This is a genomic window from Myxococcus xanthus, from assembly GCF_013116825.1.
GTDB lineage: Bacteria > Myxococcota > Myxococcia > Myxococcales > Myxococcaceae > Myxococcus > Myxococcus xanthus_B.
In genome coordinates this window covers 1-26,622 of sequence record NZ_JABFNS010000096.1, presented here as the reverse complement: position 1 = coordinate 26,622, position 26,622 = coordinate 1, and the positions used below count along the sequence as shown (strand labels likewise).

The following is a 26,622-nucleotide window of genomic DNA, read 5'->3' as shown; positions in this document are numbered from 1 at the left end:
TGGGCTCAGGGCCGGGGGCGTGCCTGGAAGAACTTCCACGCTTCGCGCGTGGCGTCCAGGTGGGGTGTGCCGCCGTGGTTGAAGCCCGTGAAGCCGGGCCAGGTGTGCTGGCCGCCCTGCACCGTGCACAGGGACGCGGTGGCGGACTCCGGGCTGCACCCGGTGGCGGCGGTGCAGGTGCTGTCGCCCTGCTGGTACGTCTCCACGGTGGGGCCCGTACAGCCGTTGCGCTCGGCCCAGCGGCGCACGGACTCCTCGGCGGACGGGTAGGTGCCGCCGAAGGGGCCCAGGTTGTTGCCACCCTGGTAGCGGATGACCGGGTCGGCGGTGCCGTGCATGTGCAGCACCGGCACGGGGCGCGACGGGTTGCAGGGCGTGGCGCCCTCCATGCCCGCCACGGGGGCGATGGCGGCGAAGCGGCTCGCGCGCTGGCAGGCCAGTTGGTACGAGAAGAAGCCACCGTTGGAGAAGCCCGTGGCGAAGGTCCGGCGCGTGTCCACGCACACGCGCGTGTCCAGGTCCGCCAGCAACGTGTCCACGAAGCCCACGTCATCGACCTTCGCCGTCCAGGCGGGGCCGCAGCACGCGCCCGCGTTCCACCCCCGGTCGGTGCCGTCAGTCCCCTGGTGATTGATTTCGGAGGCGCTGAGGCCCCGGGGATACACGGCGAGGAAGCCCTCCGTGTCGGCCAGCGTGGACAGGCGCATCAGCCCCTCCATCTCCACCTCGTTGGAGCCGAGGCCATGGAAGGCCACCACGGCGGCGGTGGGCCGGGTGGCGTCGTAGCCCGGCGGGACGTGGACGCGGTAGTGGCGGGTGCGCCCGTCGTGCGCCACCGTCCAGTCGTAGGTGCCGGGCCCCACCGTGAGGCCGGTGCAGGCCGTGCGCTCCGGCACCGCGGGCTCCTCACCCGTGGGAGGGACGATGCCGGCATCCTCCGTGGGCCGGCGGGAAGTGTCCGAGGACGAGCACGCCGTGACACCAGCGAGCAGGACTCCGAGGGCGAGGCGAGTTCTGCGAAAGCGCATGGCCTCGAAGTTAAGGAGCCGGAGCCGTGACGCACGAAGTGTCGGCGTCATTTCACCGCGACGCACTCCGCGGCCAGGGCCTCCGCGCGCGCCGGGAAGCGCTCGGACAAGGCGCGCTTCACCTCGGTGACCCCCGCCGTGTTGCCGGTGTGGGCGTGGAGCTGGCAACGGGAGGCCAGCGCTCGTGGGTCCTCGGGAGAGAGCCGGTCCGCTTCGACGTAGGCACGCTCGGCGCCCGCGGTGTCGCCTTGCCGGAAGAGCACGGCCCCCAGGTAGTAGTGCGCCACGGCGAGCTTGGGCGCCTTCCGAATCGCGCGCTTGAGCAGGGTGGCGGCCTCGTCCACGCGCTGCTGTCGGAAGCGCACGAAGCCCAGCTCGGCGAGGCTGGCGGCGTCATCGTGGGAGCGCGTCCACGCGGAGAGCACGCTGGCGGCCTCATCCAACCGGCCACTCTGCGAGAGCAGCAGGCCGTAGCGGGGCGTCACCTCCGAGGAGCCGGGCTTCCGGGCGTGGACCGTGGCCAGCGCGGCCAGCGCGCCCGAGATGTCCCCCTGACGCTCGCGCAGCTCGGCCAGCGCCAGCGGTGGCCGGAGGTCCTTGGGGGCCAGCGCGGTGGCCTCCTCGATGGCGCGCTCGGCCCGCTTGCCCAGTCGCAACTCCGTGGCGGCGCGCGCGGCGATGAGGTGCGCCTCGATGTGCATGGGAAAGCGCGCGGCGAAGCCATCCGCCAGGGCCAGGGCCTGCGCGTGCGCGCCGGCGTCCAGCAGCAGCGCGCCCGCCCGGCTCAGCTCCTCCGCGCTCGCCCGGTCATCCGACGCCAGTCCCTCCAGGGCCGCCGCCTTCGCATCCGCCGTGGAGGCGGACTCCGCCCGGGCCAGGCGCTCGGCGGGGGGCGCCGCGGGACGCGTGAGGAACCACGTCGCGCCCGCGCCCGCGGCTCCCAGCGCGAGCACGCCCGCGATGAGCGGGACCATGCGCGAGCGTCGCCTGCTCGGGGCATGTTCATCCTGGGCGGTGGAGGCGGCCGTGCCCGTGGGTTCCTTCCGCGTGGCGCCCGCCACCGTCGCCGCGTCGGGATTCGTGGTCCGCGAGACCTGGGGCCACGCGGTGGGCGCGTCGCCCCCGCCCAGGATGGGCCGGGTGTGGGGCGCCGGCGTACTTCCGTGGGACGGGTCCGCGAGCCGCGCGCGACGCAGGGCCAGTCGCTTGGGGTCGCGGTCCGGAGGGAAGAGCGAATCCACGTAGGCGGCCAACTGCTCGGGCGTGGCCATCTCCGCTGCGCCACCAATCGCTTCGATGGCGGCGATGAAGTCTTCCAGGCTGTCGAAGCGCGCGGCCGGCTCGCGGGCCAGCGCGGTGAGGCACACCAGCTCCAGCGCGGTGGGCACGGACGGGTCGAAGGCGGTGGGCGGCTTGGGGCGTCCCTCCGCGATGCGGCCCAGCACCTCGTCGGCGGACAGCCCGGTGAAGGGCCGGCGGCCACAGAGCTGCTCGTAGAGCATGACGCCCGCGGCGAACAGGTCGGCGCGGTGGTCCACCGGCTTGCCGGCAATCATCTCCGGCGACATGTAGAAGAACTTGCCCTTGAGGGTGCCGGGCTCCGTGCCCGAGCCCAGCGCGTCCGCCTTGGCGATGCCGAAGTCGATGACCTTCACCGCGCCATTCACACCCACGTGGATGTTGTCGGGCGTGAAGTCGCGGTGGACGATGCGCAGCGGCCGGCCCGCTTCATCCACGGCGCGGTGCGCCGCGTCCAGGCCCCGGCAGGCCTCCACCAGCACGCGCAGGGTGATGCCCAGCGGCACGCGGTGTCCGTGCTCGGCGGCCTCCTGACGCAGCTCGGCGAACGAACGTCCCTCCAGCAGCTCCATGGCGATGAAGGGCTCGGTGCCCTCCATGCCCAGCTCGATGATGGTGACGACGTTGGGGTGTCGCACCTGCGCGGTGATGCGAGCCTCGTTGAGGAACATCTGCACCACGCGCCGGTCCGAGGCGAGGTGCGGCATCAACCGCTTCACCGCGACCGAGGGCCCACGGCTGCCGTCGTCCTCGATGCGGCGGCCCAGGTACACCTCCGCCATGCCGCCTGTCGCGATTCGCGCGGACAGTCGGTAGCGACCCACCTGATAGGGGTTCTGCTCCGGCTCCAAAGTGCGCGCAGTCTACGTGTAGGCGCGCGCCCGCGCACAGTGTTGTGGCCATTACGGCGGGTGGGGGTCATCTACCTCCCCGCTCGCGCGAGGGAGCGGGAATGTTAACGTCCGTCCTGTCTCGTGGGCCTGGCGGGAGGTGGCCCAGACACACGCACGCGCTGCGGCCGGAGGGATGGTTGGGCACAGTCCTCAAGGGTGGTTACGTCGTCGAACTGGAGCCGGCGCTGGTCGAGCGCGTGGACCTGCGCATCGAAGGAGAGCGAATCGTCGCCCGTGGGCCGGACCTGACGCCGGGACCGGATGACGAAGTCGTGGCGCTGTCGGGCAAGCTCGTCTTCCCGGGGCTGGTGAGCGCGCACCACCGCCTGTACGCGGTGCTGGGCCGTGGCATGCCGCGCCCGCCGCTGGAGACCTACCAGGAAATCCTCGAGCAGGTGGCCTGGCCGTACGAGAACGCGCTCGACCTGGACGCCGTGCAGGTGGCGGGCTGTGCCGGAGGGCTGGAGGCGCTTCAGTGCGGCACCACCACCGTGTGCGATTTGCACTCCTCGCCCAAGGCGATTTCGGGTTCGCTGGTGCGGCTGGCGCGCGGGCTCCATGAGGTGGGCGTGCGCGGCGTGCTCGCCTACGCGGTGTCGGATCGCCAGGGCGCGCTCGGCCGCGAGGAGGGGCTGGACGAGACGGTCAGCTTCGCGAAGAAGGCGAAGGGGCGCTTCCGGGGGCAGGTGGGCGCGGCGCCGAGCTTCACCATCGGGCCGGATGCGCTGTCAGGTCTGGCGGAGGCGCTGAAGGCGCTGGGCGATGGCGGCCTGCACCTGCCGCTCGCGGAGGACCCGCTCGACGAGCGCCTGTCCAACGAGAACTACGGTGCCTCGCCGGTGTCACGGTTGCTGGAGGCGGGCCTGCTGTCGCCCAAGAGCCAGCTGGCGCACGTGGGCCACCTGGACTGGGCGGACCTGGCGCAGGTGATTGCCACCGGTGCGTGGCTGGTGCACACGCCGCGCGCCAACCAGGGGCTGGAGGTGGGGTACGCGCCGGCGCTGAAGTTCGGGGCCCGGGCCACGCTGGGCGCGGATGGCGTGTCGGCGGACCTGTTCGCGGAGGCGCAGGCGGCGTACCTGCGCTCACGTGAGGCGGGGCAGCCCATCGATGTGCTGCGCTACCTGGCCAACGGGCACCGCATGGCGTCGCAGATTTTCGACGCATCGGTGGGGCCCATGCGCGAGGGCTCGCTCGCGGACCTGCTCATCCTGGACTACCTGCCGGCCACGCCGCTGACGGCGGAGAACCTGGCCTGGCACGTGGTGTTCGGCCTGGGCAGCCGGCACGTGGAGGCGGTGATGGTGGATGGCGTGTGGCGCATGTGGGCGCGCCGGCCGCTGTCGGTGAGCCCCTCCGTGGTGGCGGAGCAGGCGCGCGAGGCCGCGTCGGCGGTGTGGGCGCGGATGGCGGAGGCGGCGAAGAAGTAGCCCGCCTCTGCCTTGTCCGGGGGCGGGATGTCCTGTCTAGTCCCGCCCATGCTCGTGCCATTGCTCGTTGCGGGATTCTTCAGCGGTGCCATTCCCCAGGCCGGAGAGACGGCGCCGGACTTCACGGCGAAGGACTCCGAGGGGAACGTCTACACGTTGTCGGAGATGGTGAAGAAGGGCCCCGTCATCCTGGCCTTCTTCCCCAAGGCCTTCACGGGCGGCTGCACCCGCGAGCTCAAGGCGTACAGGGACCGTTACGCGGACGTGGAGAAGGCGCAGGGGCAGGTGTTGGCCATCAGCATGGATGACGCGGAGACGCTCACGCGCTTCAAGGCCGAGCTGAAGGCGCCGTTCCCGTTCATCCCCGACCCTGAAGGGAAGATTGTCTCCGCCTATGACGTGAAGATGCCGCTGCTGTCGGTGCCGAAGCGGTACACGTTCGTCGTGGGGGAGGGCCTGAAGATTCTCAAGGTCGAGTCCGGCAACGACGCCATCAACCCGCACGGGGCGATTGTCGCGTGCCCGCTGCGCAAGCCGGCCGGCGCGGACGCGAAGACGCCGGATTCGGGCACGAAGTAGCCGCGCGAGGCACGTGGCTACCGTCCCTGCGCGGGCGCCACGCGCTGCCGGCTGTCGAAGACCTGCGCGGGGGAACCATCGATGAAGGTGTCCTCGAAGGCGCCCCCCGTGTACTCGTGGATGACCCTGCGCCAGAAGGCGATGGCGGGGCGGTTGCGTGGCAGTTGGGACAGCTCCCAGATGCCTGGGAAGCGGTCGAACACGGCCCTGGCCGCGAGCCGTCCCAGGCCGATGCGCCGCTCGTTTCGCAGGATGAAGAACTCGCTCATCCGGAAGTCGCGTCCAGGCGTCATGTAGGGGAAGGGGGACTGTCCCACGAAGGCGAAGCCCACGACGCGGCCCTCCCAGCGCAGCAGCAGGGGGTGGACCTCGGGGGCGGGAATCAACCACGTGGGCAGGAAGTCCGGCCGCCAGCGCCCCTGCTCGTCCAGGGCGTAGTCGACGCCGAACTCGCTCAGGTCATGGAGGTAGAGCGGGTAGAGGTTGCGAAGCAGCGTGTGCTCGGACGGAGTCGCTCGGAGAATCTCCATGGAGGGCCTCTCGTGTTCCCAGCATGACCCTTCGGGAGCCTGTCGGCCAGGGGGGGGCGAAGGGTATCTGCCGGGCCGTCGCGGACGGACGAGGAGTGGCCTGGGCGGGTCTTCGTCTCGCCATCCATCGGGTGTCATGCAGGGAAGGGGCGCGGTGGGGCAATCCTCCCATGGGGGCGCTCGGCCTACGTTGCCCTCCACGAATCCGGGGCTCTGCGGGGGGACCATGAACAGTCAGCGGATGCGCATGGCGAGTGGAATGGAAGGCCAGGAGACCCATGCCCCACCCCACGAGGGCAGGCATGCGCCCGGCAATGACGTCACGTCGAACCGGATGGTGCGGCGGGTGCTGATGACGGCCGACGCGGTGGGCGACGTCTGGACCTACGCGCTGGAGCTGACCCGGGCGCTAGCGCCGCACGGGGTGGAGGTGACGCTGGCGACCATGGGGGCGCCGCTCACCAACGCGCAGTGGGCGGAGGCGCGGGGCATTCCCAATCTCACGGTGGAGGAAGGGCGCTTCCGGTTGGAGTGGATGGAGGACCCGTGGGACGACGTGCGCGCGGCGGGCGACTGGCTGCTCGCGCTGGAGCGCCGCGTGCGTCCGGACGTGGTGCACCTCAACGGCTACGTGCACGGGGCGCTGCCGTGGCTGCACCGGCCCCTGGTGGTGGGGCACGCATGCCGCCTGTCGTGGTGGCGGGCGGTGAAGGGCGAGGACGCGCCCGCGTGCCATGCGCGCTATCGCGAGGCCGTCACCGCGGGCCTCGGCGCCGCGGGCCGGGTGGTGACGCCGAGCCGGGACCTGCTCGAGTCCCTCCAGATGCACTATGGCCCGCTGCCCGCCGCGGAGGTCATCCCCCATGGGCGGCGCGCGGACCGGGTGCCGCCTCGCTCGGAGCGGGAGCCCTTCATCCTTGGCGTGGGCAGCCCGTGGGACGCCGCGAAGAATGTCGCCGTGCTGGACGCCGCCGCGCCCCGCCTGGGGTGGCCGGTGCGGCTCGCGGGAGACGCGCGCCATCCCTCCGAGCGGAAGGCGGAGCCGCGCCACCTCCAGTGGATGGGGCACCTGGAGCCGCATGTCCTGGCGGAGTGGATGTCGCGCGCATCCATCTTTGTGCTGCCGGCCCGCTACGCGCCCTTTGGCCTGACCGCGCTGGAGGCGGCCCTGTCCGGCTGCGCGCTGGTGCTGGGCGACATTCCGGCGCTGCGCGAGGTGTGGGGAGATGGAGCCGCGTGCTTCGTGCCCCCGGATGACGTGGATGCCCTGGTGGAGACGCTGGAGCGGCTGCGCGAGGACACCGGGCTGCGCACCCGGCTGGCCTTGCGCGCGCGGGCGTGGGCGCTGACGTACACGCCCCGGCGGATGGCCAGCCGCTACCTCTCCGCCTACGCCAGCCTCGTGGGCACGCAGGGGGTGCTGTCTCCAGCGGGCACCCCCACGCACTGAGCGGGTGGGGCGTCAGCTCGCCTCGGTGGGGCTGACCGGGTAGTTGCCCGACGCGTGGGCCTGGGCATGCTGCGCGAAGAGGAACCTGCGCACCGCGGCGCGGGTGAGCAGCCCGCAGGTGGGGCTGCCCGCCGGGGTGCTGACGGGCAGGGCATCCACGTCCTCGTGGTCCATGACGTGGAGGGCATGGGACAGGTTCGCGTCGGGGGAGAGCGCGGGCAGCTTGCGCGCCAAATCACTGGCCACCAGCAGCGGGTACACGGATTCATCGCGCCACACTTCGCGCAGTTGCTCCACCTGCACGGTGCCGTAGATGCGGCCCACGGTGTCCAGGACGGGCAGGGTGCCCGCCTCCGAGGTGAGCAGCAGGTCCGTCAGCGCCCGCAGCGGCGTGCCCGCGGGCACGGGTGTCAGGTGGGTCATCAGCGAGCGGACGGGGGTGGCCTCCAGCAGGTCCGTGTCGCTCTGGACCTTCGGCGTCTTCCGCTCGGTGAGGTAGTGACAGAGCGCCGAGGCGATGGTGCACGTCACCATCAGCGGCAGGATGATGTCGTGGTTCCCGCTCAGCTCGTACAGCATCATCATTCCCGTGAGCGGGCCACGGGTGAGCGCCGCCACCGCGCCGCCCATGCCCACCAGGGCATACGCGCCACTGGGGCCGGTGCTCTCCGGGAAGAAGTAGTGCACCAGGGTGCCGAAGGCGCCGCCCGCCATGGCGCCAATGAGCGCCGCCGGGAAGAACGTCCCGCCCGAGCCCCCCGAGCCGATGGTGATGGCCGTGGCCACCAGCTTCAGCAGACACGCGGTGATGAGGAACAGGAAGGGCAGCCGTCCCAGCGCGGCCAGGTTGATGTAGTCGTGCCCGCTGCCCCAGACGGTGGGGCTGGCGAAGGCCAGGATGCCGACGCACAGACCGCCCAGTCCCGCGCGCAGCGGCAGCGGTTTGCTGCCCAGCCACAGGGACAGCCGGTCCTTCCCATGGCCATGGAAGTAGTGCTCCATGCCGTGCAGCAACTGCACGAAGGTGAAGGCGAGCAGCCCACAGGCGATGCCCAGGCCCGCGTAGGCCAGCACCTCGCCGCCGCTGACCAGTTCGTAGGGGACGTGCCGGAGCATGGCGGACTCCCCCAGGACGCCCTGGCTCACCAGGGTGCCGGCCACGCTGGCCAGGATGATGGGGGAGAAGACGCGCAGCTCGAACTCGCGAAGGATGATTTCCATCGCGAACACGGCGCCGGCGATGGGGGCGTTGAAGGACGCGGAGATGCCCGCGCCCGCGCCGCACGCCAGGAGGATGGACAGCTCCTTGCGGCTGAAGCCCAGCACCCGGCCCACTGTGGAAGCGAACGCCGCGCCGCCGTAGACGATGGGCCCCTCGCGGCCCGCCGAGCCGCCGCTGCCAATGGTGATGGCGGACGCCACCAGCTTCAGCAGGCCCCGGTCCGCCGGCAGGGCGTTGGCGCCACTCTTCACCGCCCGCACCACCTCGGGGACGCCGTGGCCATGCGTCTCGGGCTTGTCCCGAAGCAGCCGGCCCACCACCACGCCGCCCAGCGTGGGCGCCAGCAGCATCAGCCACCAGGGCAGGTGGGGCAGCGCCTCGGGCAGGTTGTGGCTGTGTCCGAACACGCTGTTGAGCGCGGACAGCGCCACCAGCGGGTAGTAGAGCGACAGCCCGCCCAGGGCCAGCAGGGCCAGCAGGCGCAGCCGGCGCTTCACCTCGTCACGGGGCCCGCCAGGCTCGATGATGCGCGCCAGCAGCAGCGCGCCGGATGCCAGGGGCACGCCGATGAAGGCGTACTCCGGATGCCAGCGGGCCGCGGCGAACGCCTCCATGAGCGATTGGAACTGGTCCTGGCGAAGCGTGTGCTTCAGCGAGGCCGCCCCGAAGGTGAGCCCACTCACCAGCCCGATGAGGTTGGAGAAGATGCCGGCCGCCAGCCCGCTGTACAGGCCGACCACCGCGCCTGCTACCGGTAGGACGGAGGGGCCGGGCAGCCGCAGGCGGTTGGACGCTCTCAGGGCGGCGTGGACGAAGCGGCCCATGGCCGCGCGCAGTCGAGCCCAGATGGCGCGCTGGGCCGCCGCGCTTGATGCGGGTACATCCCCTGCATTCATTGCAGGTCCCACTAACAGTGGGTCAGGCGCCACTCAAGGTTCGTGACGTAGACGTGTGCAGGCGGCCAGCCGTCGGGTCGCGCCCATGACAGGCGCGTCACGGTTTCGCTTCAGCGTCGAACGACTACCGCCGCTTGAGCATCGCGGAGGATGGCGGCGCGGAGGTGGGCAGGTGGTCCGCGGCGGTCGTCAGGGCCTCTCGCACCTTGTCGCTCGCGGCCTTCGCGGCATCACTGGCGGCCCGGGCCGCATCCCCCGCGGCCTTCGTGGCCACGAACTGGGCCCGCGCGCCCGAAGCACCCCAGAAGCGGGTGGGCGCCGCCAGCGCCGCGCGCTCCTCGTCGGTGTACTTCTGGAACGCGAACTTCGTGGCCTCGGAGGGAAGCCGCAGCCCCTCCACCACCTTGAACCAGGAGAGCACCTTCAGCGAGTAGTAGCTGAGGTCCACCTCCCACCAGAACCAGCCCTGGTTGGCGGTGTTCTGATGGAAGTGGTGGTTGTTGTGCCACCCCTCGCCCAGGGTGACGAGCGCCAGCAGCCAGTTGTTCCGGCTGGTGTCCGTCGTCTTGTAGCGGCGCTTGCCGAAGATGTGGCTGAGCGAGTTGATGGTGAAGGTGCCGTGCCACAGCAGGGTGGTGCTGACGAAGAAGCCCCACACCAGCATGGAGAAGCCGCCGATGAAGTAGAGCGCCACGGCCAGCAGGACGGGCGGTACCAGGTGGAGGCGGTTGAGCCACACCAGCTCCGGGAAGCGGGCGAAGTCCTTGATGCCCTCCAGGCGGGTGTCGTTGTACTTGTCGGAGAGAATCCACCCCGCGTGGCTCCACCAGAAGCCCTTCTGCAGGGGCGAGTGGATGTCCTCCGCCTGGTCCGAATAGCGGTGGTGGTGGCGGTGGTGCGCCGCCCACCACAGCACCCCCTTCTGCGCGGACATGCTGCCCACGAAGGCGAGGATGAACTGGAAGACGCGCCCCGTCTTGAAGGCCCGGTGGGAGAAGTACCGGTGGAAGCCCGCGGTGATGCCCCACATGCGCACGACGTAGAGGCCGACGCACACGGCCACGTCCACCGGCTTCGCGCCGACGGCGAAGACGAACAGGCACATCAGGTGGACCGCGAAGAAGGGGATGGAGGAGAGCCAGTTGAGGCGCTCATCCGCCGCGGGCAGGGCTGGGGACGGTGTCTGCAAGGGAGCCTCGTGCGCTGGGTGGGCCGAGCTGGAACGTGCTCAGCCTCACCCCGCATCAACACCCCCGCCTGTCATCCCTCTGTCAGGAGGCGGCGGATTGCCGCAGCTCCGTCAGCCACTCCTCGAATGCGGGGTAGCCATGGAGCGGCGCCAGGTCCTCGTCCGAGGCGGCATAGGCCCCATCGGTGAAGCCCAGCTCCGTGGCGCGGCGCAGCAGGCGCATCGCGTCAGGCACGTTGCGCGCGCGGGCATGGGCGCAGGCCGCGTCATAGGCCAGCGTGGCGCTGGGCGCGTGTTGCAGCGCCGCCTCGCCCACGGCCGCGGCTTCCGAGTACGCGCCCCGGATGAAGAGCACCCGCTCCGCGCAGGAGAACGCCGCCTCCGGGTCCAGGCCCGGGAGCTTCAGGGCCTCTGACTCGCGGCCCATGCGGATGAGCGTGCCGGCGTACTCGTGCATCACGGTCCGGTCCGACGAGGACTGCCAGGCCTGCTTCCACCACTCCACCGCGCGGGCGTCATCGCCCACCAGGGAGAAGGACGCCGCCACCGCGTGCGGCTCCACGGGCAGGCCCTGCACCTGCGAGAAGTGGTCCAGCGCCTGGCGGCCCTGGCCCTCCTTCAGGGCAATCCAGCCCATCAGGTGGTGGGCATGGCTGGCCACTCGCGGCGTCAGCCCCTCGTTGGCCTCCAGCACGGACGCGCCCAGCCGCCGCGCCTCGTCCATGCGGCCCGCGTCGAGCGCGGCCCGGCCCTCGCGCAGCTTCTCCGCCAGCGGCCCTTCCAGGGGGACGCTCTGCGCCTGTCCGTTGCGCAGCGCCTCCGCCACCACGCGGAAGGACTGCATGCCGTACATGGCGAAGATGAGGGTGAGCAGGAGCCAACCCGACCGCAGGCCGTACACCACGGCCCCCACGCACACCAGCAGCGCCAGCCCCTGCGCCAGCACGAAGCCGCGCCGCGGACCGAACACCCGCGTGGCCAGGGTGGTGGTGATGCGCCCCCCATCCAGCGGGAGCACGGGCAGCATGTTCAGGAACGCCCAGAAGAAGTTGGCGATCATGAAGGTGAGCAGGAAGAAGTCGAGCGCGGGCGAGCGGCCCTCGAACAGGAGGTAGCCCACCCCGCTCGTCACCCCCAGCATCAGCCCGAAGAAGGGGCCGGCCGCGGTGATGAGCAAGTCCCGCTTCCACGGAAGGGGGCCGGGCGCGTCCGTGGGGAGCGTGTGGCCACCCATCCAGACGAGCGCGATGCTTGGCCGGTAGCCGAACAGGCGGCTGGCCAGCGCGTGGCCCATCTCATGGATGAGCACGGACACGAAGACGATGAGCATCCACGACAGGATGTAGACCACCATCGCGCTGGCGTGGCCCAGGGGCGGGGCTCCATCCACCTGGCGGAACGGCCAGCCGTTCTGGGCCGCGGGGACGGAGCTCCAGGCCAGCATGCCGGACACCAGCAGGTGGCTGGGGTGGACTTCGACGGGAATGCTCCCGAGACGAAAGCGGAACATGGGGACGGACCTTAACCGTTAGGACCTCCGGGCGCAGGCACTTGCTCACCGTCCCCGCCATGTCCCTGGCAAATCCGCTAGGTTCCCCGCCCTTCATGCCGCAGCTTGGTCCTTACACCCTGCCGAATCCGTACATCCTGGCCCCCATGGCCGGGGTGAGCGAGATGCCCTTCCGTGTGCTCGCCTTCCGTCTGGGCGCGGCGCTCTGTCCCACCGAGCTCGTCAGCTCGCAGGGGCTGATGCGCGCCAACCAGCGGACGTTGAAGTACCTGCGCTACGACGCCGAGGTGGAGCGGCCCTACTCGCTCCAAATCTACGGCGGCGAGCCGGACGCCATGGCCCGGGCCGCGGTGGTGGGGCGCGAGGCGGGCGCGCAAATCATCGACATCAACATGGGCTGCCCGGTGAAGAAGGTGGTGAAGAACGGGGCGGGCAGCGGCCTGCTCTGTGACGTGCCCCGCGCGGCGGACATCGTCCGGCGCATCCGCGAGGCCACCGGCCTGCCCGTCACCTGCAAGATTCGCTCGGGCTGGGACGCTCGCAGCCTGAACTATCTACAGGTGGCTGGCGCGCTCCAGGAGGCGGGCTGCGCGGGGCTGGCCATCCACCCCCGCACGCGCGAGCAGGGCTATTCGGGGCAGGCGGACTGGAGCGTCATCGCCGACCTCAAGCGCCACTTCCCGGAGCTGCCCATCATCGGCAACGGGGACGTGAAGACGCCCGCGGACGCGGCGCGCATGCTGGAGACCACCGGCTGTGACTTCGTGATGATTGGCCGCGCGGCGCTGGGCAACCCGTGGATCTTCCGCGAGCTGCTCGGGGGCCTGCCCGCCACGCCGCGCGAGCGCTGTGAGCTGGTGCTGGAGCACTTCCGGGCGCACCTGGACTTCATGGGGGACCCGCTGGGCGCCGTGCGCTCCTTCCGCAAGCAGTTGGCGTGGTACGCCCACGGCCTGTACGGCGCCGCGGCCTTCCGTGCGGAGGTGAACGGCCTGGACCTGCCGTCAGCGGTGGAGGACTGCGTGCGCCGCTTCTTCACCGCGGCCCAGGTGGACCTCGCCGGGCCCGGCGAGGAGCAGGACGTGGACTACCGGGCGGCCCTGGGCTGAGGGCGCGACGCTTCTCTATATATAAGGAGGGAGCGCATGCCCTTCGTGGGCGGCGCGCCGCTCAAGCGCCTGAGGGGCGGACCGCGTCTGGCGGTACCAGCTTCCGTCCGGTGGCCACGGCGCGGAAGTAGTCACACGCGGGCGTGGGGCTGCGGCGGAGCGTGTCGAAGTCGACGTGGTAGAGGCCGAAGCGCGGGCCCCAGCCCTCCAGCCACTCGAAGTTGTCGAGCAGACTCCAATAGAGGTAGCCGCGCACGTCCACGCCCTGCGCGCGCGCGGCCAGCACCTGGGCCAGGTGGGAATGGAGGTAGTGGGGCCGGCGGGTGCCGGCGCGGTCGTCGATGCCGTTCTCCGTAATCCACACCGGCTTCCCGTAGCGCTTCACGTCGCGCAGCGTCTGGAGGAAGCCCTCCGGCCAGTCCTCCCAGCCGATGTCGGTGAGGCCCCGGCCGTGGATGTCCCGGTACTTGAACTCGATGAAGGGCGGGCGCGGCACGAAGCGCAGGTGCGCGCGGGTGTAGTAGTTCACCCCGATGAACTCCACGGAGTCCCGCGCGCCGGGGATGTCCACGCGCGTGGAGGCCACGCCCGGCATGGTGACGCGCAGCTTGCCGGTGGCCAGCGCCTCGTGGAACGCATGGTTGTAGGCCTGGGCCCCGAGCCTCACCAGCGCGCGGTCCAGCGGGTGCCACCAGCGGTCCGGCGCGAAGGCGAGCATGTTCTGGGAAATGCCCAGCTCCACGCGGCCCAGCCGGGACAACAGCTCCTCCCGGGCGGCCACGTGCGAGCGCACCAGGTTCTCCATGGCCCGCATGGTGGTGGGGCCGTCCGCCATGCCCGGAGGAATGGCGCCCTGCAGATAGCCCCCCAACAGCAGCACCATGGGCTCGTTGAAGGAGATGACCAGCGCGTCCATCCCCTCCAGCAGCGCCGCGCACCGCTTCGCGTACCGGCGGAAGACGTCCACGCTGGCCGGCTGGTGCCATGGCGTCTCCCGATGGAACCAGGTGGGGTGCGTGAAGTGGTGGAGCGTCACCACCGGCCGCAGGCCGTGGGCCTTCATCTTCAGGAGCCGCTCCCGGTAGGACTCCAGCGCCGCCTCGTCGAAGCGCCCGCGCTCCGGCTCGATGCGCGCCCACTCCAGGGAGATGCGGAACGCGGTGGCGCCCACCGCTCGGGCCAGGGCGTAGTCCTCCTCGTAACGGTTCCAGTGGTCCACCGCGGGGCCGCAGCGAGCGTCCGGCTCCTTCAGCTTCCCGGCGCGTTCCCACTCGGCCCAGTCGTTCTCGATGCCGCCCTCCACCTGGTACGCGGCGGTCGCGACGCCGAAGGTGAAGTCCGCGGGGAAGGTCTGCTCGGTGGCGCTCATGTGGTGGCGAACCGTAGACGCCGCACCCCACGACGAAAAGCGCCGCGTCGCTCACGCGCATGCGCCGCGGCATCCGCCAACGTCGTGCTCGAAAGTGGCCGAAACGTGTCCGGAGCCGGAAACTCGGCCTCGCGCGCGACACCTCGGATGCGCTCGCCAGTGTCCGCGAGGTGGCGTTCGGTACCTCCGGACGCGCTCGATGCCGAAAAATCGGCCTCGCACGCGATGCAATACATCACCATGCGTTGACACACTGGCATGTCGCCCGTACCATTCACTTCAAGCACTCACTCCCATCAAGAAGAGTGCAGGGCCTCGGTTGACCTGGGGCCAACCACTGAACTGGAGGATTCTGATGGCCGCTAAGAAGAAGACCGCTGCGAAGTCCGCGACCAAGAAGGCTGCCAAGACCGCGAAGGCCACGAAGGCGGCGAAGTCGGCGAAGAAGACGACCGCTCGCAAGACGGCTGGCAAGACCGCGACCAAGAAGGCGGCCGCCAAGAAGACCACCCGCAAGGCGGCCAAGAAGGCCCCGGCTCGCAAGCGCACCACCAAGGCCAAGACGGTGGCGGCCCCGGTTACGCCGGAGTCCTGAGCAGTCCCGTCGTCATGAGCGGACGGTAGTTGACGTCCGGTGAACGGCTCGGCGAAACCCGCCGGGCCGTTTTCATTTTCAGGACCCGGAGTGCCCCATGTCGCTGCGTCCCGTGGAGCTGGAGCAGGTGGTGGCGGAGCTGGCGGAGCGCCTCACGGGCGCGGTGGCGCAGAAGGCCTGGTGTCCCCTTCCCAGGCTCGCCTACGTGGAGCTTCGCGTCCCGGGCAAATCCATCCTGTTGTGCCTGTGCGCGGAAGGTGACCTGGCCCGGGTGTCCGTGGCGGATGATCGCTTCCCCACGCCGGGCGAGCCCGCACCCTTCCAGCGGTGGCTGCGTCAGGAGCTGACAGGCTTCAAGCTCCAGGGCGCCCGCTTCATGGAAGCCGAGCGCGTGGTGGCCTTCGACTTCGAGCGCGAGGACGTGCGCCGGCGCCTCCTCCTGGAGGTGGGCGCGCCCGGTGGTCTGCTGCTGCTCAGCGACACCGGCCGCGTGCTGATGCTCTCCGGTGAGGGCTTCGCGCAGCGCCGGGGCCTGCATCCGGGCGCGGCGTGGACGCCGCCGGAGCCGCCGCCGCTTGAGGCCCGCGAGAAGGCCCGGGGCCAACCCTCGCGGCTCGCTCCCCAGGACTCGGATGCGCTGCCGTATTCCCAGGCCGCGGAGCGCCTGCTCGGAGCGCGCGACAAGGCCAGCCGCTCGGAGACCATCCGCCGCCGGTTGGCGCAGCCGTACCGCGCGCGCCTCAAGCGCGCCTCCCGCACGTTGGACAAGGTGCGCGCCGAGGCGGCCCGCGGCCCGGACGCGGAGAAGCACCTCGAGGTGGGCGAGCTGCTGGCGCAGAACCTCTACCGCCTCAAGCGGGGCGCCACCGAGGCGGTGCTCACCGCCTATACAGAGGAGGGCGCGAAGGAGGTCCGGGTGACGCTGGACCCGAAGCGCACCCCGAAGGAGGAGGCGGACTGGCACTTCCACCAGTACCGGCGGCTGCTGCGGGGCGTGGAGCAGGCGCGTCACCGCGAGGCGGAGCTGGCGCGCGAGGTGGCGCACGCGCAGCAGGCGCTCGCGCAGATTGAGCGGATGGAGGACGCCGCGCTGCTGTCGCAGGCGGAGGTGCTTCAGCTCCCCAGTGGGGGCGAGGGCGCGCGAGAGGGACGGCCCTTCAAGGAGTACGTGGGCCATGGCGGGGCGCGCATCTGGGTGGGGCGTGGCTCGGAGGACAACGACGCGCTCACCTTCAAGGTGGCCAGGCCCTGGCATCTGTGGCTCCACGCGCGCGGCGTGCCGGGCAGCCACGTGGTGCTGCCGCTGGAGAAGGGGCAGGAGGTGGCGCAGGAGGTGTTGCTGGACGCGGCGCACCTGGCGCTGCACCACTCCGGGGCCAAGGGCGAGCCGCGCGGTGAGGTGAGCTACGTGCCCGCGAAGTTCGTGCGCAAGGTGAAGGGCGGCGCGCCGGGGCAGGTGACCTTCACGCGCGAGAAGACCTTCGTGGTGCGCATGGAGCCCGAGCGCCTGGAGCGGCTCCTCAAGTCCCGGCACGCGGAGCCGCCCGCACCGTGAGGGCGCGTCGTACGCTCGCCCGCCTTTCCCTCCTGTTAGTGGACGCTGCGTGCGAGCGCGGTTGACGGGCTGACGGTGAGGAGGCGGGCAGGGGACCGCCGCCCTTGAGTCCCCGGAAGTGCGGGGTACGATGCGCAGCCGCGTGTCCCCCGAGCAATTTCGCCAGACGTCGCTCTTCCCTCGAGGTCTCTCTGCCGCCAGCCGCGCGGCGGAGGGCTCGGCCGCACCCCGGACCGAGGGGGGACCTGCCGCGCCCGTGGCGCCCACGCCGCGGCCCGTCGCACCGCCCGTGCCCATGCCGCAGCGCAACCTCCTGCCCGACGAGGCACTCCGCCTCGTCACGCGTCCGCCCACGCGGGAGGAGCTGTGGTCCCGGGCTGAGTCGTTGGCCTGGCGGCTGAGCGCCGAGCTGGGCATGCCGGTGCGCCTGTCGGTGACGGACAACCGCTCCACCATGGTGTCCTTCCGCCGGGGCTCCGCGGTGCTGGCGCTGCGGCTGCACCACATGTTCCTGGACGCGCCGGAGCCGGTGGTGCGCGCGGTGGCGGACTACGCGGGCCGGGGACACCGCACCGCGGGCGCCATCCTGGACGAGTACATCCGCGGTCAGCAGCCGCGCATCCGCCAGATGCGCCGCGAATCCGACGCGGACCTCAACCCGCGCGGGCGCTGTTTCGACCTCCAGGCGCTTTACGACGCCACCAACCGCGATTTTTTCCAGGGCCTCATCCAGGCCCGGATTGGCTGGGGGCGCATGCCTCCGCGCCGTCGTCGCAAGTCCATCCGCCTGGGCGTCTACGACCACCAGACGCGTGAGATTCGCATCCACCCGGCGCTGGACACCCCCGAGGTGCCTTCCTTCTTCGTGGAGTTCATCATCTTCCACGAGATGCTCCACCAGCTCTTCCCGAGCACGGGCCGGGGTGGCCGCCGCGTGCATCACCCGCGCGCCTTCCGCGAACGCGAGAGAACATTCCCGCATTACGCCGCCGCACTGCGTTGGGAGCGGGAGAACCTGGGCGTGCTGTTGCGCGGTTGAGCGCCGCGTCGTTCGCTGGCTCATTTACCGTTTTACCGAGCGAAGCGGCCCATGCAGCGTGCTTGACGCTGCCGTGAGGGAAACCCATCCTCACGAGCTCTATGCGAAGAGCGAAGATTGTCTGCACCCTCGGTCCCGCCAGCCAGAGTCAGGAGATGCTCGAAGCGCTCCTGGAGAACGGCATGGACGTGGCTCGCCTGAACTTCTCCCACGGCAGCCACGAGCAGCACGCGGAGAACATCGCGAAGCTGCGCGCCGCGTCGCTGAAGGTTCGCAAGGCGGTGGGCATCCTCGGCGACCTGCAAGGCCCGAAGATTCGCACCGGCCGTTTCGTGAAGGGCAGCACCGAGCTGAAGGAAGGCGGCACCTTCCACATCACCACGGACGAAACGGTTCCAGGCACGGACGAAATCGTGTCCACGACGTACCCGTTCCTGGCCGCGGACGTGAATCCGGGTGACCGCATCCTCCTGGATGACGGCCTGCTGGAGCTGAAGGTCCTGGAGACGGACAAGCAGAAGCTCATCCGCACGCAGGTCATCCACGGCGGCACGCTGAAGAACAACAAGGGCATCAACCTGCCCGGCGTGGCGGTGCGCGCGGAGGCGCTGACGCCGAAGGACCGCGAGGACCTGGTGTTCGGCATCAAGGCCGGCGTGGACTACATCGCGCTGTCCTTCGTGCGCCAGCCGTCCGACCTGGACACCGCGCGCCAGGCCATGGCCGAGGTGGGCCGCACGGTGCCCATCATCGCCAAGCTGGAGAAGCCGGAGGCGATTGCCCGGCTGGACGCCATCCTGGACAAGACGGACGGCGTGATGGTGGCGCGCGGCGACCTGGGCGTGGAGATTCCCCCCGAGGAGGTGCCGGCCGTCCAGAAGGACATCATCCGGCGCTCCAACCTGCGCGGCCTGCCCGTCATCGTGGCCACGCAGATGCTGAACTCCATGATTGACAACCCGCGCCCCACGCGCGCCGAGGCCAGCGACGTGGCCAACGCCGTGTTCGACGGCGCGGACGCGGTGATGCTGTCGGGCGAGACGGCCAGCGGCAAGTTCCCCATCGAGTCCGTGCAGATGATGGAGCGCATCATCCTGGCGGCCGAGTCCTCCGCGCGCACGACGCAGTCGCTGATGCGCGTGCTGGAGACGCCGGTGGGGCTGCCCAACCACTTCCCGGACGTCATCGCGCGCGTGGCGTGCGAGGCGGCCAAGGCGAGCAACGCCTCGCTCATCGCGGCCTTCACGCTGTCGGGTGTGACGGCGCGCCTGCTGTCGCACTACCGGCCCACGGTGCCGATTGTCGCCTTCAGCCCCAACCAGGAAGTGCGCCGCCGGCTGTCGCTGCTGTGGGGCGTGGTGCCGCGCGTACTGGAGCCCACCCAGGATACGGAGGCCATGGTGAAGCGCGTGGAGGAAGAGCTCCTGGCGCGAGGCCTGGGCCGCAAGGGCGACCGCATCGTCATCGTGTTCGGCGCGCCGGTGGGGCAGCCGGGGAAGATCAACAGCCTGCGCCTGCACACCATCCAGGGCTGAGCGGCTACTTGATTCCCTGGAGGACCTTCCGGGGGATGTCGGCTTCGATGAAGACGGTATAGAGCGCCGGGTCCAACTGCCCGGCGTCGGACTCGCGCCGGAGGATGTCGAGCGCGAGCGTGTGCGGCACGGCCTTCTTGTAGGGCCGGTCGCTGGCGGTGAGCGCGTCGTAGATGTCGCAGATGGACATCATCCGTGACTGGACGGGGATGTCCTTCTCCGCGCGGGGGTAGCCGGTGCCATCCAGCTTCTCGTGGTGGGCGTAGGCAATCTCCGGCACCCGGCGCAGCGTGCGCGTCCACGGAATCTGGGACAGGAAGCGGTAGGTGTGCTCGACGTGGCTCTCGATTTCGCGGCGCTCCTCGGGAGAGAGCGTGCCGCGGGCGATGGAGAGCGACTGGATTTCCCCCGGCAGCAGCAGCGGCTGGGCCTGGTCGTGGGCATCCAGGAAGCGCAGCGCGCCCAGCTCGTGGAGCCGCTCGAAGTTGCCCTGCGCGAGCACGGTGGGGCGGTTGCAGGAGAGGATGAACTCCAGCACCTCGTCCAGCTGCCACGACTCGCGGGCGAGCCGCTCCTCTTCCTCCGCCTCGATCTCCGCCAGGTTCGCCTGGCCGCGAAGCTTCACCGCCTCCAGGCGGCGACGGTAGCTCTGGAGCTGCAAGTCCTTCCGGGCCAGCTGGAAGCGGGCGCGCAGGCCCTCGAGCTCATGGGGGTAGAGCTTCTCCGCCTTCACCAGCACGGGCTCGCGCACGCCCACCTTGCCGAAGTCGTGCAGCAGCGAGGCGTAGCGCAGCTCCTGAATCTCCCCGGCGGAGAAGCGCGTGTGGGCGTAGGGGCCGGTGGACAGGTGCTCGAGCGCCTGGGCCATGGCCACGGTGAGGTCGGCCACGCGGCCGGAGTGACCGGCGGTGCTCGGGTCTCTGGATTCGATGGCGACGACGGAGGCGGAGACGAAGCCCTCGAAGAGGCGGTTGATGTCCTCGTGGAGGAGGGCGTTCTCGATGGCGCCCGCGGCCTGGGCGCCCAGGGCGAGCAGCAGCTCCTCGTCCTCGGCGTTGAAGCTGGCGCCGTCCAGCTTGTTGAGGGCCTGGATGACGCCCGTCACCTCGCCGCCGGCGTCGCGCATGGGGACGCAGAGGATGGTCTTCGTCTGGTAGCCGCTGGAGACGTCGAACGAGCGGTTGAAGCGAGCGTCGGCGTAGGCGTCCGGGATGTTGATGACGGCGCCCGTCTGGGCCACCTGTCCGGCGACGCCGCTGCCCACCGGGAGGCGGATTTCGCTCTTGGAGCCCTGGGCCACCTTGCTCCACAGCTCGTTGCGCTCGCGGTCCAGGATGAAGAGCGAGCAGCGGTCCGCCTCCACCACCTTGGTGGCCTCGAAGAGGATGAGCGGCAGGAGCAGGTCGAGGTCGCGCTCCGCGCTCATCGCCTTCGCGACATCCAGGATGGACGTGAGCTTCGCCAGGCGGCGGTTCAGCTCGGGCTGTGGGGCGGGTTGGGCGAGCACCAGGCGGCTCCGTGAGAAGCGGCCAGCGGCCGCGAAGGGCTACAAAGTTCTAGCACGGGTAGACAGCACACTGCCTCGGGGGGCCCACCTGGCAGGTCCCTGGCTGTCTGGTGGACGTCGCCGCGTTGCGTTCGGCCTTATCCAGCGCGCGGGTTGCGGTTATGAAGCGCGGCATGAGCCGCCGCCCCGTTCGCATCTCTCCTTCGCTTTTGTCCTGTGACTTCGGCCGCTTGGCCGAAGAGGTCCGCGCCATCGAAGCCGCGGGCGCGGATTGGATTCACGTGGATGTCATGGATGGCCGCTTTGTGCCGAACATCACGATTGGACCCGTGGTGGTGGAGGCCATCAAGCGGGTGGCGACGAAGCCGTTGGACGTGCACCTGATGATTGTGGAGCCGGAGCGCTACGTGGAGGCCTTCGTGAAGGCGGGGGCGGACGTGCTGACGGTGCACGTGGAGGCCAGTCCGCACCTGCACCGGACGCTTCAGCAGATTCGCAATGCGGGGGCGAAGCCGGCGGTGGTGTTGAACCCGGGCACGCCGCTGTCGGCCATCGAGGAGGTGCTGGGCGACGTGGACATGGTGCTGCTGATGAGCGTGAACCCGGGCTTCGGTGGGCAGGGCTTCATCGAGTCCACGGTGGAGAAGGTGCGCCGGCTGCGCGGGATGTTGGATGCGCGTGGGCTGAAGGACGTGGACATCGAGGTGGACGGCGGCATCAACGCCACCACGGCGAAGCGGGTGGTGGAGGCCGGGGCCACGGTGCTGGTGGCGGGCAGCTACGTCTTCGGCGCGAAGGACTACGCGGAGGCCATCCGCTCGCTGCGCTCGTGAGGCGCGGCGGACTTCAGGTGCGAGGGCGCGCCACGGAGGAGGCGAGCCGGGCGACGCGGGTCATGAAGGTGGGGTCGAAGGGCTTCACCTCGTAGTCGTCGGCGCCGAGCTCGAAGCAGACGTGGCGGGTGAACTGGTCCTCGACGGCGCTGAGGATGATGACCTTGCAGTCGCGGGTGTTGGGGTCCTGCTTGAGCTGGGCGAGCAAGTCGCGCCCGTCCTGGTGCTGGTTGATGTCCAGGATGATGACGGCCGGCCGGTGCTCGCGGGCGAGCTCCAGGACGCGCTCGGACGTGGTGTCCGAGATGCAGTTCAGCCCGGACCGCTTCCCCTCCCGGGCGAGGGCGGAGACGATGAGGGGCTCGTCATCGGAGATGAGGACGACGGGGGGCGGCGTCATGGCATCGCGGTGCAACAATGCAGGCTGCCTCGTGAGTGTAGCAGGGGGGAAACTGTCCGGGAGTACAGGAAATTCTTGGTCTTGGGAAGCGGAGTCGGGGGGCACCCGGGCATCGCCCGGCTGCCCGCTCCCTCTGGGCGGGGAGGGGCGGAAGAAAAGGTGATCCGAGGACGTTGACTCGGCTGGGCGGCTCGGGTACTACCGCCCGCACTTCGCCGGTCCCGAGAAGGACCGTCCGGCGAGGCGACATATCGGGGAGTGGCTCAGCCTGGTAGAGCACTTGGTTCGGGACCAAGGGGTCGCAGGTTCAAATCCTGTCTCCCCGACCACGTCATGAAGCGGGCTGGAGATCGCAAGGTCTCCAGCCCGTTTCGTTTTTGGGCTCCTGCCTTGGCCCCTCCAGCATCCGGATGGCCGCTGGATGACGTCATCTCCTGGATGCTCTCTCCCGTCTGACCTATGCGTTCCCTACCTCTTCTCCGGTAGAGGCGGTCTCAATGCATGGGCTGGAGTGGAGCCGAGACTCTCGCCTCAATGGCTTCGGGGCGATTAAGTCTCCAGCGGTCGGATGCCGCAGGACAGCAGCAGTTCGGCAAGGGCATCCATCTCCGCCGCATCCCGTGTGGCGTCGTGCCAAGGATCGTGGCGCGGACTGCCACGCGGCACCCATATCACTGTCTCGTAGCGGGCACGGGTTAGCAGCACGCGGTAGGTGTTGATGATGTGGCGCCGCTCCTCATCGTTGCGCACCATTTGCCAACGGTTGCCAGCAAAGCGGCGGGGCCGCCAGCTGTCCTCGTGCCACACCAGGTCACCGCCCCAGGCGAGACCGACCAGGTCCAGTTCCAGCCCTTGGCAGTCGTACTCCGTGGCGAAACTCTCAAGTGCGTCGGAGGCACGGACATCCGGCCAGCGCCGCAGAAACCACTCGGCCACGTCCTCGGCCTGCACGCCGAGCCCCTCAGCGCGCAGCCGTTTGGCCCCCGCCGCCGCAACCAACCCGGCGCGCCGCTGCCCGCGAGCGAGCCGCCGTAGCGTTGTACGCACCGTATCGAGATCGCGTACCAGCAGAAAGGGCAGCGCGCCGGCGCTATTCGCAATCTCGCGTGCCTCTGTCACCGCGCCGCGCAGCAGCGCATCCACCCAGGCAGCGCCAGCGGCATCGCGCACACTGCGGACAGGAACCGTCAGATCGAGGTCTTCGTCACAGTCGAGCCAGCGGGGCTGGCCCTCTGTCAGGCGTTGCACAGGGTCCCGTGTCTGCACCGCACGAGGAGCTGCGATGGCGCGCCAGGTGCCGTCCGAGGCAGCGATAACTCGGCCCCACTCCGCAAGGCCAGCCTCGCCAGTGTTGATTTCCTGTCCGTTGCCGATAAGGGCAACAATCACGGCCCAGCCTTCGTGCCGGCCCATGATCTCCAGCGTGTGCGCTGGCTCGCTCATGGTGAGGCGCGAGGGCTTGTTGCGCGTGCCGAGGCGCGCCTTGGCCTCATCCCATGCTCGCTGCGCCTCGTCGAAGACGATCAGTCGGTCGGACGGCGCGCGGCGCTGCGCATCCGTGGCGTTGTCCTCGAGGAAGCGGTGAACGTTCTGCAGCCTGCCCTTCACACGCTGCTCTGCCTCTGCGCGGCTGCACTCGCCGCGGGCCACCGCATCAGCGACGAGCGCCGCTCGGAGGACCGCGACGAGGGGCACATTGCCGGTGAGGAATGCACTGTCCGCGCCGGCCGCGCTTGCGAAAACTGCGTTGAGACCACAGAGCGTCTTACCCGCCCCGGGAATACCGGTGACAAAGACCACGCGCTTGTCCCCAGCCTCCTGCGCGGCGGCGACATTCCGCGCGATGGCGTGTGCGGTACGGGTCAGGTTGGCGGTGTCGGCGCGCGCCGTAGCGATCTCGGCCACTCCATTGCGGGCGTAGAGCATCGTCGCAGCCTCTATGATGGTCGGCACCGGCCGATAGGGCGCCGCGAGCCAAGCGGCGCCATCGAGTGGCGCCAGCGCGACCGGTGCGACGGACTGCACCCAGCGAAACAGCGCACCGAGTCCGCTATGACCGCAAGCTAAGGCCGGTAACACGCCATTCCAGCGCAGTGGCGACTGGGCCGGCGGCACGAAGCCGCTATCGCCTGCGATCAGCACGGGCAAGATTGGATGGTTGCGGCTGCCTGCGTGGAAGTCGTGAAGGTCGAGCGCGTAGTCCTCTGCCTCCGCCAAGGTGGCGCGGCTCGGCTCGCCCGTCTTGAATTCAAGAACGAGGATGGCGTGGTCGGTCAGCACCACTGCATCCACGCGCTTCTCGAGGCGCAACAACTCGTATTCCAACGCGAGGGTCCAGCCCTGGCCTCTGGCCTCAGCAATGGCTGTGCTCAGCGCTGGGAGAGCCCGCTGCCAAGCGAAGTCCTGCTGAATCGAGCCAGAGTAGCCACGCGCCTGCTGAGCTGCTGCGAGGCGTCCGAGCGTATCCTCCGGCGCGCGGGCTAGAAGCTCCGCACCCGTGCAGGAGAACCAAGCTTTCATGGACGGCGATTCTAGCCGTACCGAAGCCATTCTAACCAGGTTGCGGTCAGCGACCTGTCCGCAAGTGGGGCAACTTCAAAGCTGTGCGGTGGTAGTGAGCGGAAGCGGCCCTCGACCGAGAGCGCCTGTGGTGCCACCCTTCCGGCCGCTCTCAATCCACCGCCCGTCGAGGTGCTCCCCATGCCGAAAGCAATGTCGTTGTCCCAGGTGATGAAGCTGCTCGAGAGCCATGGTGACGAGAAGGTGCGCCAGCGCTACGTGCGCGACGGGGTGGTCGACAATGTCTTCGGTGTGCTGCTTGGCAAAATCCGCGGCGTGGCAGCGACGTTGGGGACGAACCACGGGCTCGGACTGGAGCTGTGGGGGACCGGCAATCACGATGCGCGCATCCTCGCGTGCATGCTCCTCGACCCCGCGGCGCTCACTGAGAAGGAGGCACGCGGGCTCCTCGAGCCACTCTCGAACCCGAACCTGGTCGACGAACTCGTCGGTCGCGTGCTCGTGCATGCGCCCGTCGCCCCGAGGCTTCAGGAGAAGTGGATGGACGGCAGCAAGGAGCTCCCTCGCCGCGCCGGATGGAAGCTTCTTGCCGGGCGCATTGCGCGAGGCCTCGAGAAGGAAATCGATGTAGGCGCGACGCTCGAGCGCATCGAGCGTGAGCTTCCGGATGCGCCGTACCGGGTGAAGGAGGGCATCAACTTCTGCCTGGTCTGGATCGGCCTCCACCAGCCTACGTACACCTCGGAGGCCATCGCCATCGGCGAGCGCCTCGGTCGCTGGGACCCGCGACCGATTCCGAAGGGATGCACTTCGAGCTACGCACCGGAGTGGATCGCCGCGGCGCTCGCGTTGCGGAAAGGCGAGAAGACCGAAGCCCGAAAAGCGATGGAGGCGGCAGCAAAGGCGAAGGCACCGCGCGGCGAAGGGAAGCCGGCAGTCGCGAAGGCGAAGGTCGTTTCGGCCAGGAAGAAGAGCACCGCGAAGAAGCCCTCCGCCAGAACGCGGGCGCGCTGACGTCCCTGGCCGCCTTGCTTGAGGAGGGCGGCAGAGAGTTATGGGTTGTGGCTGCGCCAGGCTCGGCACAACGCCTGCTTCACCCGGAGCGCGGCGCTTGGGGATTGCGCCTCTCGGCGAAGAGGTCGGCATGGGCGGCGAGCGGCTCACCGCCCTCGGCGGCCCCCTGTGCTCGCTCGCGAAGGTGAGCCCGGTGGCCAGCACGCTCACGCCCTCGCGGCTTTTCCGCCCGCGCGATGCACAGTCGCGGCAGGGCCTGCATGGTGGGCGTGGCTGTGGCGAGGTCCACGAAGCCCAGCTCCACCTGGCCGCGCACGGTGCCCTCCTCGTTGAGCCACAACCCGAAGCGGCTCTGCTTCACCTGGAGGCTGAAGCGCTCCGGGTCCGGCTTGTGAGTGCCCGCCGCCACCTCGGCCACAGGGTACCGCTGGGGGAAGGACTCCACCGAGGCAGTACTTCCTCAGCAAGACGGGGCAGCGGCACACGGGGGGGCGTCGCGGCGACCGTGCGATGGACGCGCTATCGTCGCGCCAATGATGAGCGCTCTCGACTTCACTTCCTGGCGTGGCCTCGTGGCGACGCTGGCCAGCCTCGTGCTGGTGTCGCTGGTCGTCGTCAGCATCCGCCTGCTGGTGATGCAGACCGTGCAGCGCCGACGCGAACGCGAGAACCGCCAGATCAACGAGCGACTGAAGACGCTGATCTCCGCATACAAGACACTCGGCGGCTCATTCACTGGTGAGCTCGTCGTGGACCCGACCCATCTGCGCGACATGCGCCGTCGGCTCGCGGCTGGCGAGCCACTCGAACAGGAGCCCGACCAGGGCCTCGAGCTGGCGTCGTCGCTCGACCATCCGGCGCTCGAACGCCGTCGGCGCACGCGCGACGCGGTCGAGGCGGCGCTGTCGGATGTGATGCTGCTCGGCACCGAGGAGCAGGTGCGGCTCGCCGCGGAGGCTGCCGCGGACATGGTCGCCGGGCGCAAGGTCGGCACCGCGCGGCTGGTCGTATCGCTGCGCGATTTCATCCGCCGGGCGCTCGACCTCGAGCCCATCCCCCACGGACTCGCGATTCCCGACCAGGGCCCAGTGCGTCCCAGCGGCGGAGGAGGGGGCAAGGG

22 protein-coding genes and 1 tRNA gene are annotated in these 26,622 nt (G+C 70.0%); 12 read left to right on the top strand and 11 right to left on the bottom strand.

Annotated elements, in window-relative coordinates; all coding sequences use genetic code 11:
• Window positions 1-5: 5 nt before the first annotated feature.
• Window positions 6-1,028, bottom strand: a complete 1,023-nt coding sequence (locus HNV26_RS25225) for an extracellular catalytic domain type 1 short-chain-length polyhydroxyalkanoate depolymerase (protein WP_171440102.1) — start codon at window positions 1,026-1,028, stop codon at window positions 6-8.
• Window positions 1,029-1,075: 47 nt separating this feature from the next.
• Window positions 1,076-3,178 (bottom strand): serine/threonine-protein kinase, encoded by a 2,103-nt coding sequence (locus tag HNV26_RS25220; protein ID WP_171440103.1) that lies wholly within the window; start codon window positions 3,176-3,178, stop codon window positions 1,076-1,078.
• 179 nt (window positions 3,179-3,357) lie between these two features.
• Here HNV26_RS25220 and HNV26_RS25215 point away from each other — a divergent pair, with 179 nt between their 5' ends.
• Both HNV26_RS25215 and HNV26_RS25210 read left to right on the top strand, forming a co-directional pair.
• The gene (locus HNV26_RS25215; RefSeq protein ID WP_171440104.1) at window positions 3,358-4,650 is read left to right on the top strand and encodes an amidohydrolase family protein; all 1,293 of its coding nucleotides are present in this window, start codon (window positions 3,358-3,360) and stop codon (window positions 4,648-4,650) included.
• A gap of 48 nt (window positions 4,651-4,698) precedes the next feature.
• Window positions 4,699-5,229 (top strand): peroxiredoxin, encoded by a 531-nt coding sequence (locus HNV26_RS25210; RefSeq protein ID WP_171440105.1) that lies wholly within the window; start codon window positions 4,699-4,701, stop codon window positions 5,227-5,229.
• A gap of 17 nt (window positions 5,230-5,246) precedes the next feature.
• On the opposite strand, the gene HNV26_RS25205 is transcribed toward HNV26_RS25210, so the two are convergent.
• Window positions 5,247-5,759: a GNAT family N-acetyltransferase gene (locus tag HNV26_RS25205; protein ID WP_171440106.1), complete on the bottom strand. Its 513-nt coding sequence runs from the start codon at window positions 5,757-5,759 to the stop codon at window positions 5,247-5,249.
• Between the two features lie 241 nt (window positions 5,760-6,000).
• Between HNV26_RS25205 and HNV26_RS25200 the strand changes: the two genes are divergently transcribed.
• Entirely contained in the window at window positions 6,001-7,209 is a 1,209-nt protein-coding gene (locus tag HNV26_RS25200) for a glycosyltransferase family 4 protein (RefSeq protein ID WP_171440135.1), read from the top strand.
• A 12-nt stretch (window positions 7,210-7,221) separates the two neighbouring features.
• On the opposite strand, the gene HNV26_RS25195 is transcribed toward HNV26_RS25200, so the two are convergent.
• The 3 genes from HNV26_RS25195 to HNV26_RS25185 all read right to left on the bottom strand — a co-directional run bounded on the left by HNV26_RS25195 (window position 7,222) and on the right by HNV26_RS25185 (window position 12,026).
• On the bottom strand, window positions 7,222-9,255 hold the full coding sequence (locus HNV26_RS25195; protein WP_171440107.1) for a chloride channel protein: 2,034 nt from the start codon (window positions 9,253-9,255) through the stop codon (window positions 7,222-7,224).
• A 196-nt stretch (window positions 9,256-9,451) separates the two neighbouring features.
• On the bottom strand, window positions 9,452-10,516 hold the full coding sequence (locus HNV26_RS25190; RefSeq protein ID WP_171440108.1) for an acyl-CoA desaturase: 1,065 nt from the start codon (window positions 10,514-10,516) through the stop codon (window positions 9,452-9,454).
• A gap of 82 nt (window positions 10,517-10,598) precedes the next feature.
• A complete protein-coding gene (locus HNV26_RS25185; protein ID WP_171440109.1) occupies window positions 10,599-12,026 on the bottom strand; it encodes a M50 family metallopeptidase in 1,428 nt (475 codons plus the stop codon).
• Window positions 12,027-12,121: 95 nt separating this feature from the next.
• On the opposite strand from HNV26_RS25185, the gene dusB reads away from it, so the two are divergent.
• Window positions 12,122-13,135: a tRNA dihydrouridine synthase DusB gene (gene dusB / locus HNV26_RS25180; protein ID WP_171440110.1), complete on the top strand. Its 1,014-nt coding sequence runs from the start codon at window positions 12,122-12,124 to the stop codon at window positions 13,133-13,135.
• Between the two features lie 61 nt (window positions 13,136-13,196).
• Here the strand turns inward: dusB and HNV26_RS25175 are convergent, their stop codons facing one another.
• Window positions 13,197-14,504, bottom strand: a complete 1,308-nt coding sequence (locus tag HNV26_RS25175; RefSeq protein ID WP_171440111.1) for a glycoside hydrolase family 1 protein — start codon at window positions 14,502-14,504, stop codon at window positions 13,197-13,199.
• Window positions 14,505-14,859: 355 nt separating this feature from the next.
• Between HNV26_RS25175 and HNV26_RS25170 the strand changes: the two genes are divergently transcribed.
• The 4 genes from HNV26_RS25170 (at window position 14,860) to pyk (ending at window position 19,228) form a co-directional block, all read left to right on the top strand.
• Entirely contained in the window at window positions 14,860-15,099 is a 240-nt protein-coding gene (locus HNV26_RS25170) for a hypothetical protein (RefSeq protein WP_020478039.1), read from the top strand.
• A gap of 97 nt (window positions 15,100-15,196) precedes the next feature.
• Window positions 15,197-16,654, top strand: coding sequence for an NFACT RNA binding domain-containing protein (locus HNV26_RS25165; RefSeq protein ID WP_171440112.1), 1,458 nt, complete (start codon window positions 15,197-15,199; stop codon window positions 16,652-16,654).
• A gap of 118 nt (window positions 16,655-16,772) precedes the next feature.
• Window positions 16,773-17,693 (top strand): hypothetical protein, encoded by a 921-nt coding sequence (locus tag HNV26_RS25160; protein ID WP_171440113.1) that lies wholly within the window; start codon window positions 16,773-16,775, stop codon window positions 17,691-17,693.
• 101 nt (window positions 17,694-17,794) lie between these two features.
• Entirely contained in the window at window positions 17,795-19,228 is a 1,434-nt protein-coding gene (gene pyk / locus HNV26_RS25155; protein WP_171440114.1) for a pyruvate kinase, read from the top strand.
• A 4-nt stretch (window positions 19,229-19,232) separates the two neighbouring features.
• Here pyk and HNV26_RS25150 read toward each other — a convergent pair whose 3' ends face one another.
• Window positions 19,233-20,735 (bottom strand): GAF and HD-GYP domain-containing protein, encoded by a 1,503-nt coding sequence (locus HNV26_RS25150; protein WP_171440115.1) that lies wholly within the window; start codon window positions 20,733-20,735, stop codon window positions 19,233-19,235.
• A gap of 173 nt (window positions 20,736-20,908) precedes the next feature.
• Here HNV26_RS25150 and rpe point away from each other — a divergent pair, with 173 nt between their 5' ends.
• Window positions 20,909-21,568 (top strand): ribulose-phosphate 3-epimerase, encoded by a 660-nt coding sequence (gene rpe / locus HNV26_RS25145; RefSeq protein WP_140867369.1) that lies wholly within the window; start codon window positions 20,909-20,911, stop codon window positions 21,566-21,568.
• 13 nt (window positions 21,569-21,581) lie between these two features.
• Here the strand turns inward: rpe and HNV26_RS25140 are convergent, their stop codons facing one another.
• Window positions 21,582-21,968 (bottom strand): response regulator, encoded by a 387-nt coding sequence (locus tag HNV26_RS25140; protein WP_044276566.1) that lies wholly within the window; start codon window positions 21,966-21,968, stop codon window positions 21,582-21,584.
• Between the two features lie 252 nt (window positions 21,969-22,220).
• Here HNV26_RS25140 and HNV26_RS25135 point away from each other — a divergent pair.
• Window positions 22,221-22,297: transfer RNA gene (locus HNV26_RS25135), tRNA-Pro, on the top strand.
• Window positions 22,298-22,517: 220 nt separating this feature from the next.
• Here the strand turns inward: HNV26_RS25135 and HNV26_RS25130 are convergent.
• Complete coding sequence (locus HNV26_RS25130) at window positions 22,518-24,488, bottom strand: DNA/RNA helicase domain-containing protein (RefSeq protein ID WP_171440116.1); 1,971 nt, start codon at window positions 24,486-24,488, stop codon at window positions 22,518-22,520.
• A 180-nt stretch (window positions 24,489-24,668) separates the two neighbouring features.
• Here HNV26_RS25130 and HNV26_RS25125 point away from each other — a divergent pair, with 180 nt between their 5' ends.
• Window positions 24,669-25,502, top strand: coding sequence for a DNA alkylation repair protein (locus tag HNV26_RS25125; RefSeq protein WP_171440117.1), 834 nt, complete (start codon window positions 24,669-24,671; stop codon window positions 25,500-25,502).
• A 79-nt stretch (window positions 25,503-25,581) separates the two neighbouring features.
• Here the strand turns inward: HNV26_RS25125 and HNV26_RS25120 are convergent, their stop codons facing one another.
• Window positions 25,582-25,947 carry a hypothetical protein gene (locus HNV26_RS25120; RefSeq protein ID WP_171440118.1) on the bottom strand — a complete coding sequence of 122 codons (366 nt, stop codon included), beginning with the start codon at window positions 25,945-25,947 and terminating at the stop codon, window positions 25,582-25,584.
• A gap of 91 nt (window positions 25,948-26,038) precedes the next feature.
• Here HNV26_RS25120 and HNV26_RS25115 point away from each other — a divergent pair.
• Window positions 26,039-26,622 (top strand): hypothetical protein (locus HNV26_RS25115; protein ID WP_253817006.1); only part of this gene is annotated, 584 nt, incomplete at its 3' end.

Coding starts and splice junctions, on each gene's coding strand:
- HNV26_RS25225 (WP_171440102.1), bottom strand. CDS start 1,028: ATGCGCTTTCGCAGAACTCGCCTCGCCCTCGGAGTCCTGCTCGCTGGT.
- HNV26_RS25210 (WP_171440105.1), top strand. CDS start 4,699: ATGCTCGTGCCATTGCTCGTTGCGGGATTCTTCAGCGGTGCCATTCCC.
- HNV26_RS25205 (WP_171440106.1), bottom strand. CDS start 5,759: ATGGAGATTCTCCGAGCGACTCCGTCCGAGCACACGCTGCTTCGCAAC.
- HNV26_RS25200 (WP_171440135.1), top strand. CDS start 6,001: ATGCGCATGGCGAGTGGAATGGAAGGCCAGGAGACCCATGCCCCACCC.
- HNV26_RS25195 (WP_171440107.1), bottom strand. CDS start 9,255: ATGGGCCGCTTCGTCCACGCCGCCCTGAGAGCGTCCAACCGCCTGCGG.
- HNV26_RS25185 (WP_171440109.1), bottom strand. CDS start 12,026: ATGTTCCGCTTTCGTCTCGGGAGCATTCCCGTCGAAGTCCACCCCAGC.
- dusB (WP_171440110.1), top strand. CDS start 12,122: ATGCCGCAGCTTGGTCCTTACACCCTGCCGAATCCGTACATCCTGGCC.
- HNV26_RS25175 (WP_171440111.1), bottom strand. CDS start 14,504: ATGAGCGCCACCGAGCAGACCTTCCCCGCGGACTTCACCTTCGGCGTC.
- HNV26_RS25170 (WP_020478039.1), top strand. CDS start 14,860: ATGGCCGCTAAGAAGAAGACCGCTGCGAAGTCCGCGACCAAGAAGGCT.
- HNV26_RS25165 (WP_171440112.1), top strand. CDS start 15,197: ATGTCGCTGCGTCCCGTGGAGCTGGAGCAGGTGGTGGCGGAGCTGGCG.
- pyk (WP_171440114.1), top strand. CDS start 17,795: ATGCGAAGAGCGAAGATTGTCTGCACCCTCGGTCCCGCCAGCCAGAGT.
- rpe (WP_140867369.1), top strand. CDS start 20,909: ATGAGCCGCCGCCCCGTTCGCATCTCTCCTTCGCTTTTGTCCTGTGAC.
- HNV26_RS25140 (WP_044276566.1), bottom strand. CDS start 21,968: ATGACGCCGCCCCCCGTCGTCCTCATCTCCGATGACGAGCCCCTCATC.
- HNV26_RS25130 (WP_171440116.1), bottom strand. CDS start 24,488: ATGAAAGCTTGGTTCTCCTGCACGGGTGCGGAGCTTCTAGCCCGCGCG.
- HNV26_RS25125 (WP_171440117.1), top strand. CDS start 24,669: ATGCCGAAAGCAATGTCGTTGTCCCAGGTGATGAAGCTGCTCGAGAGC.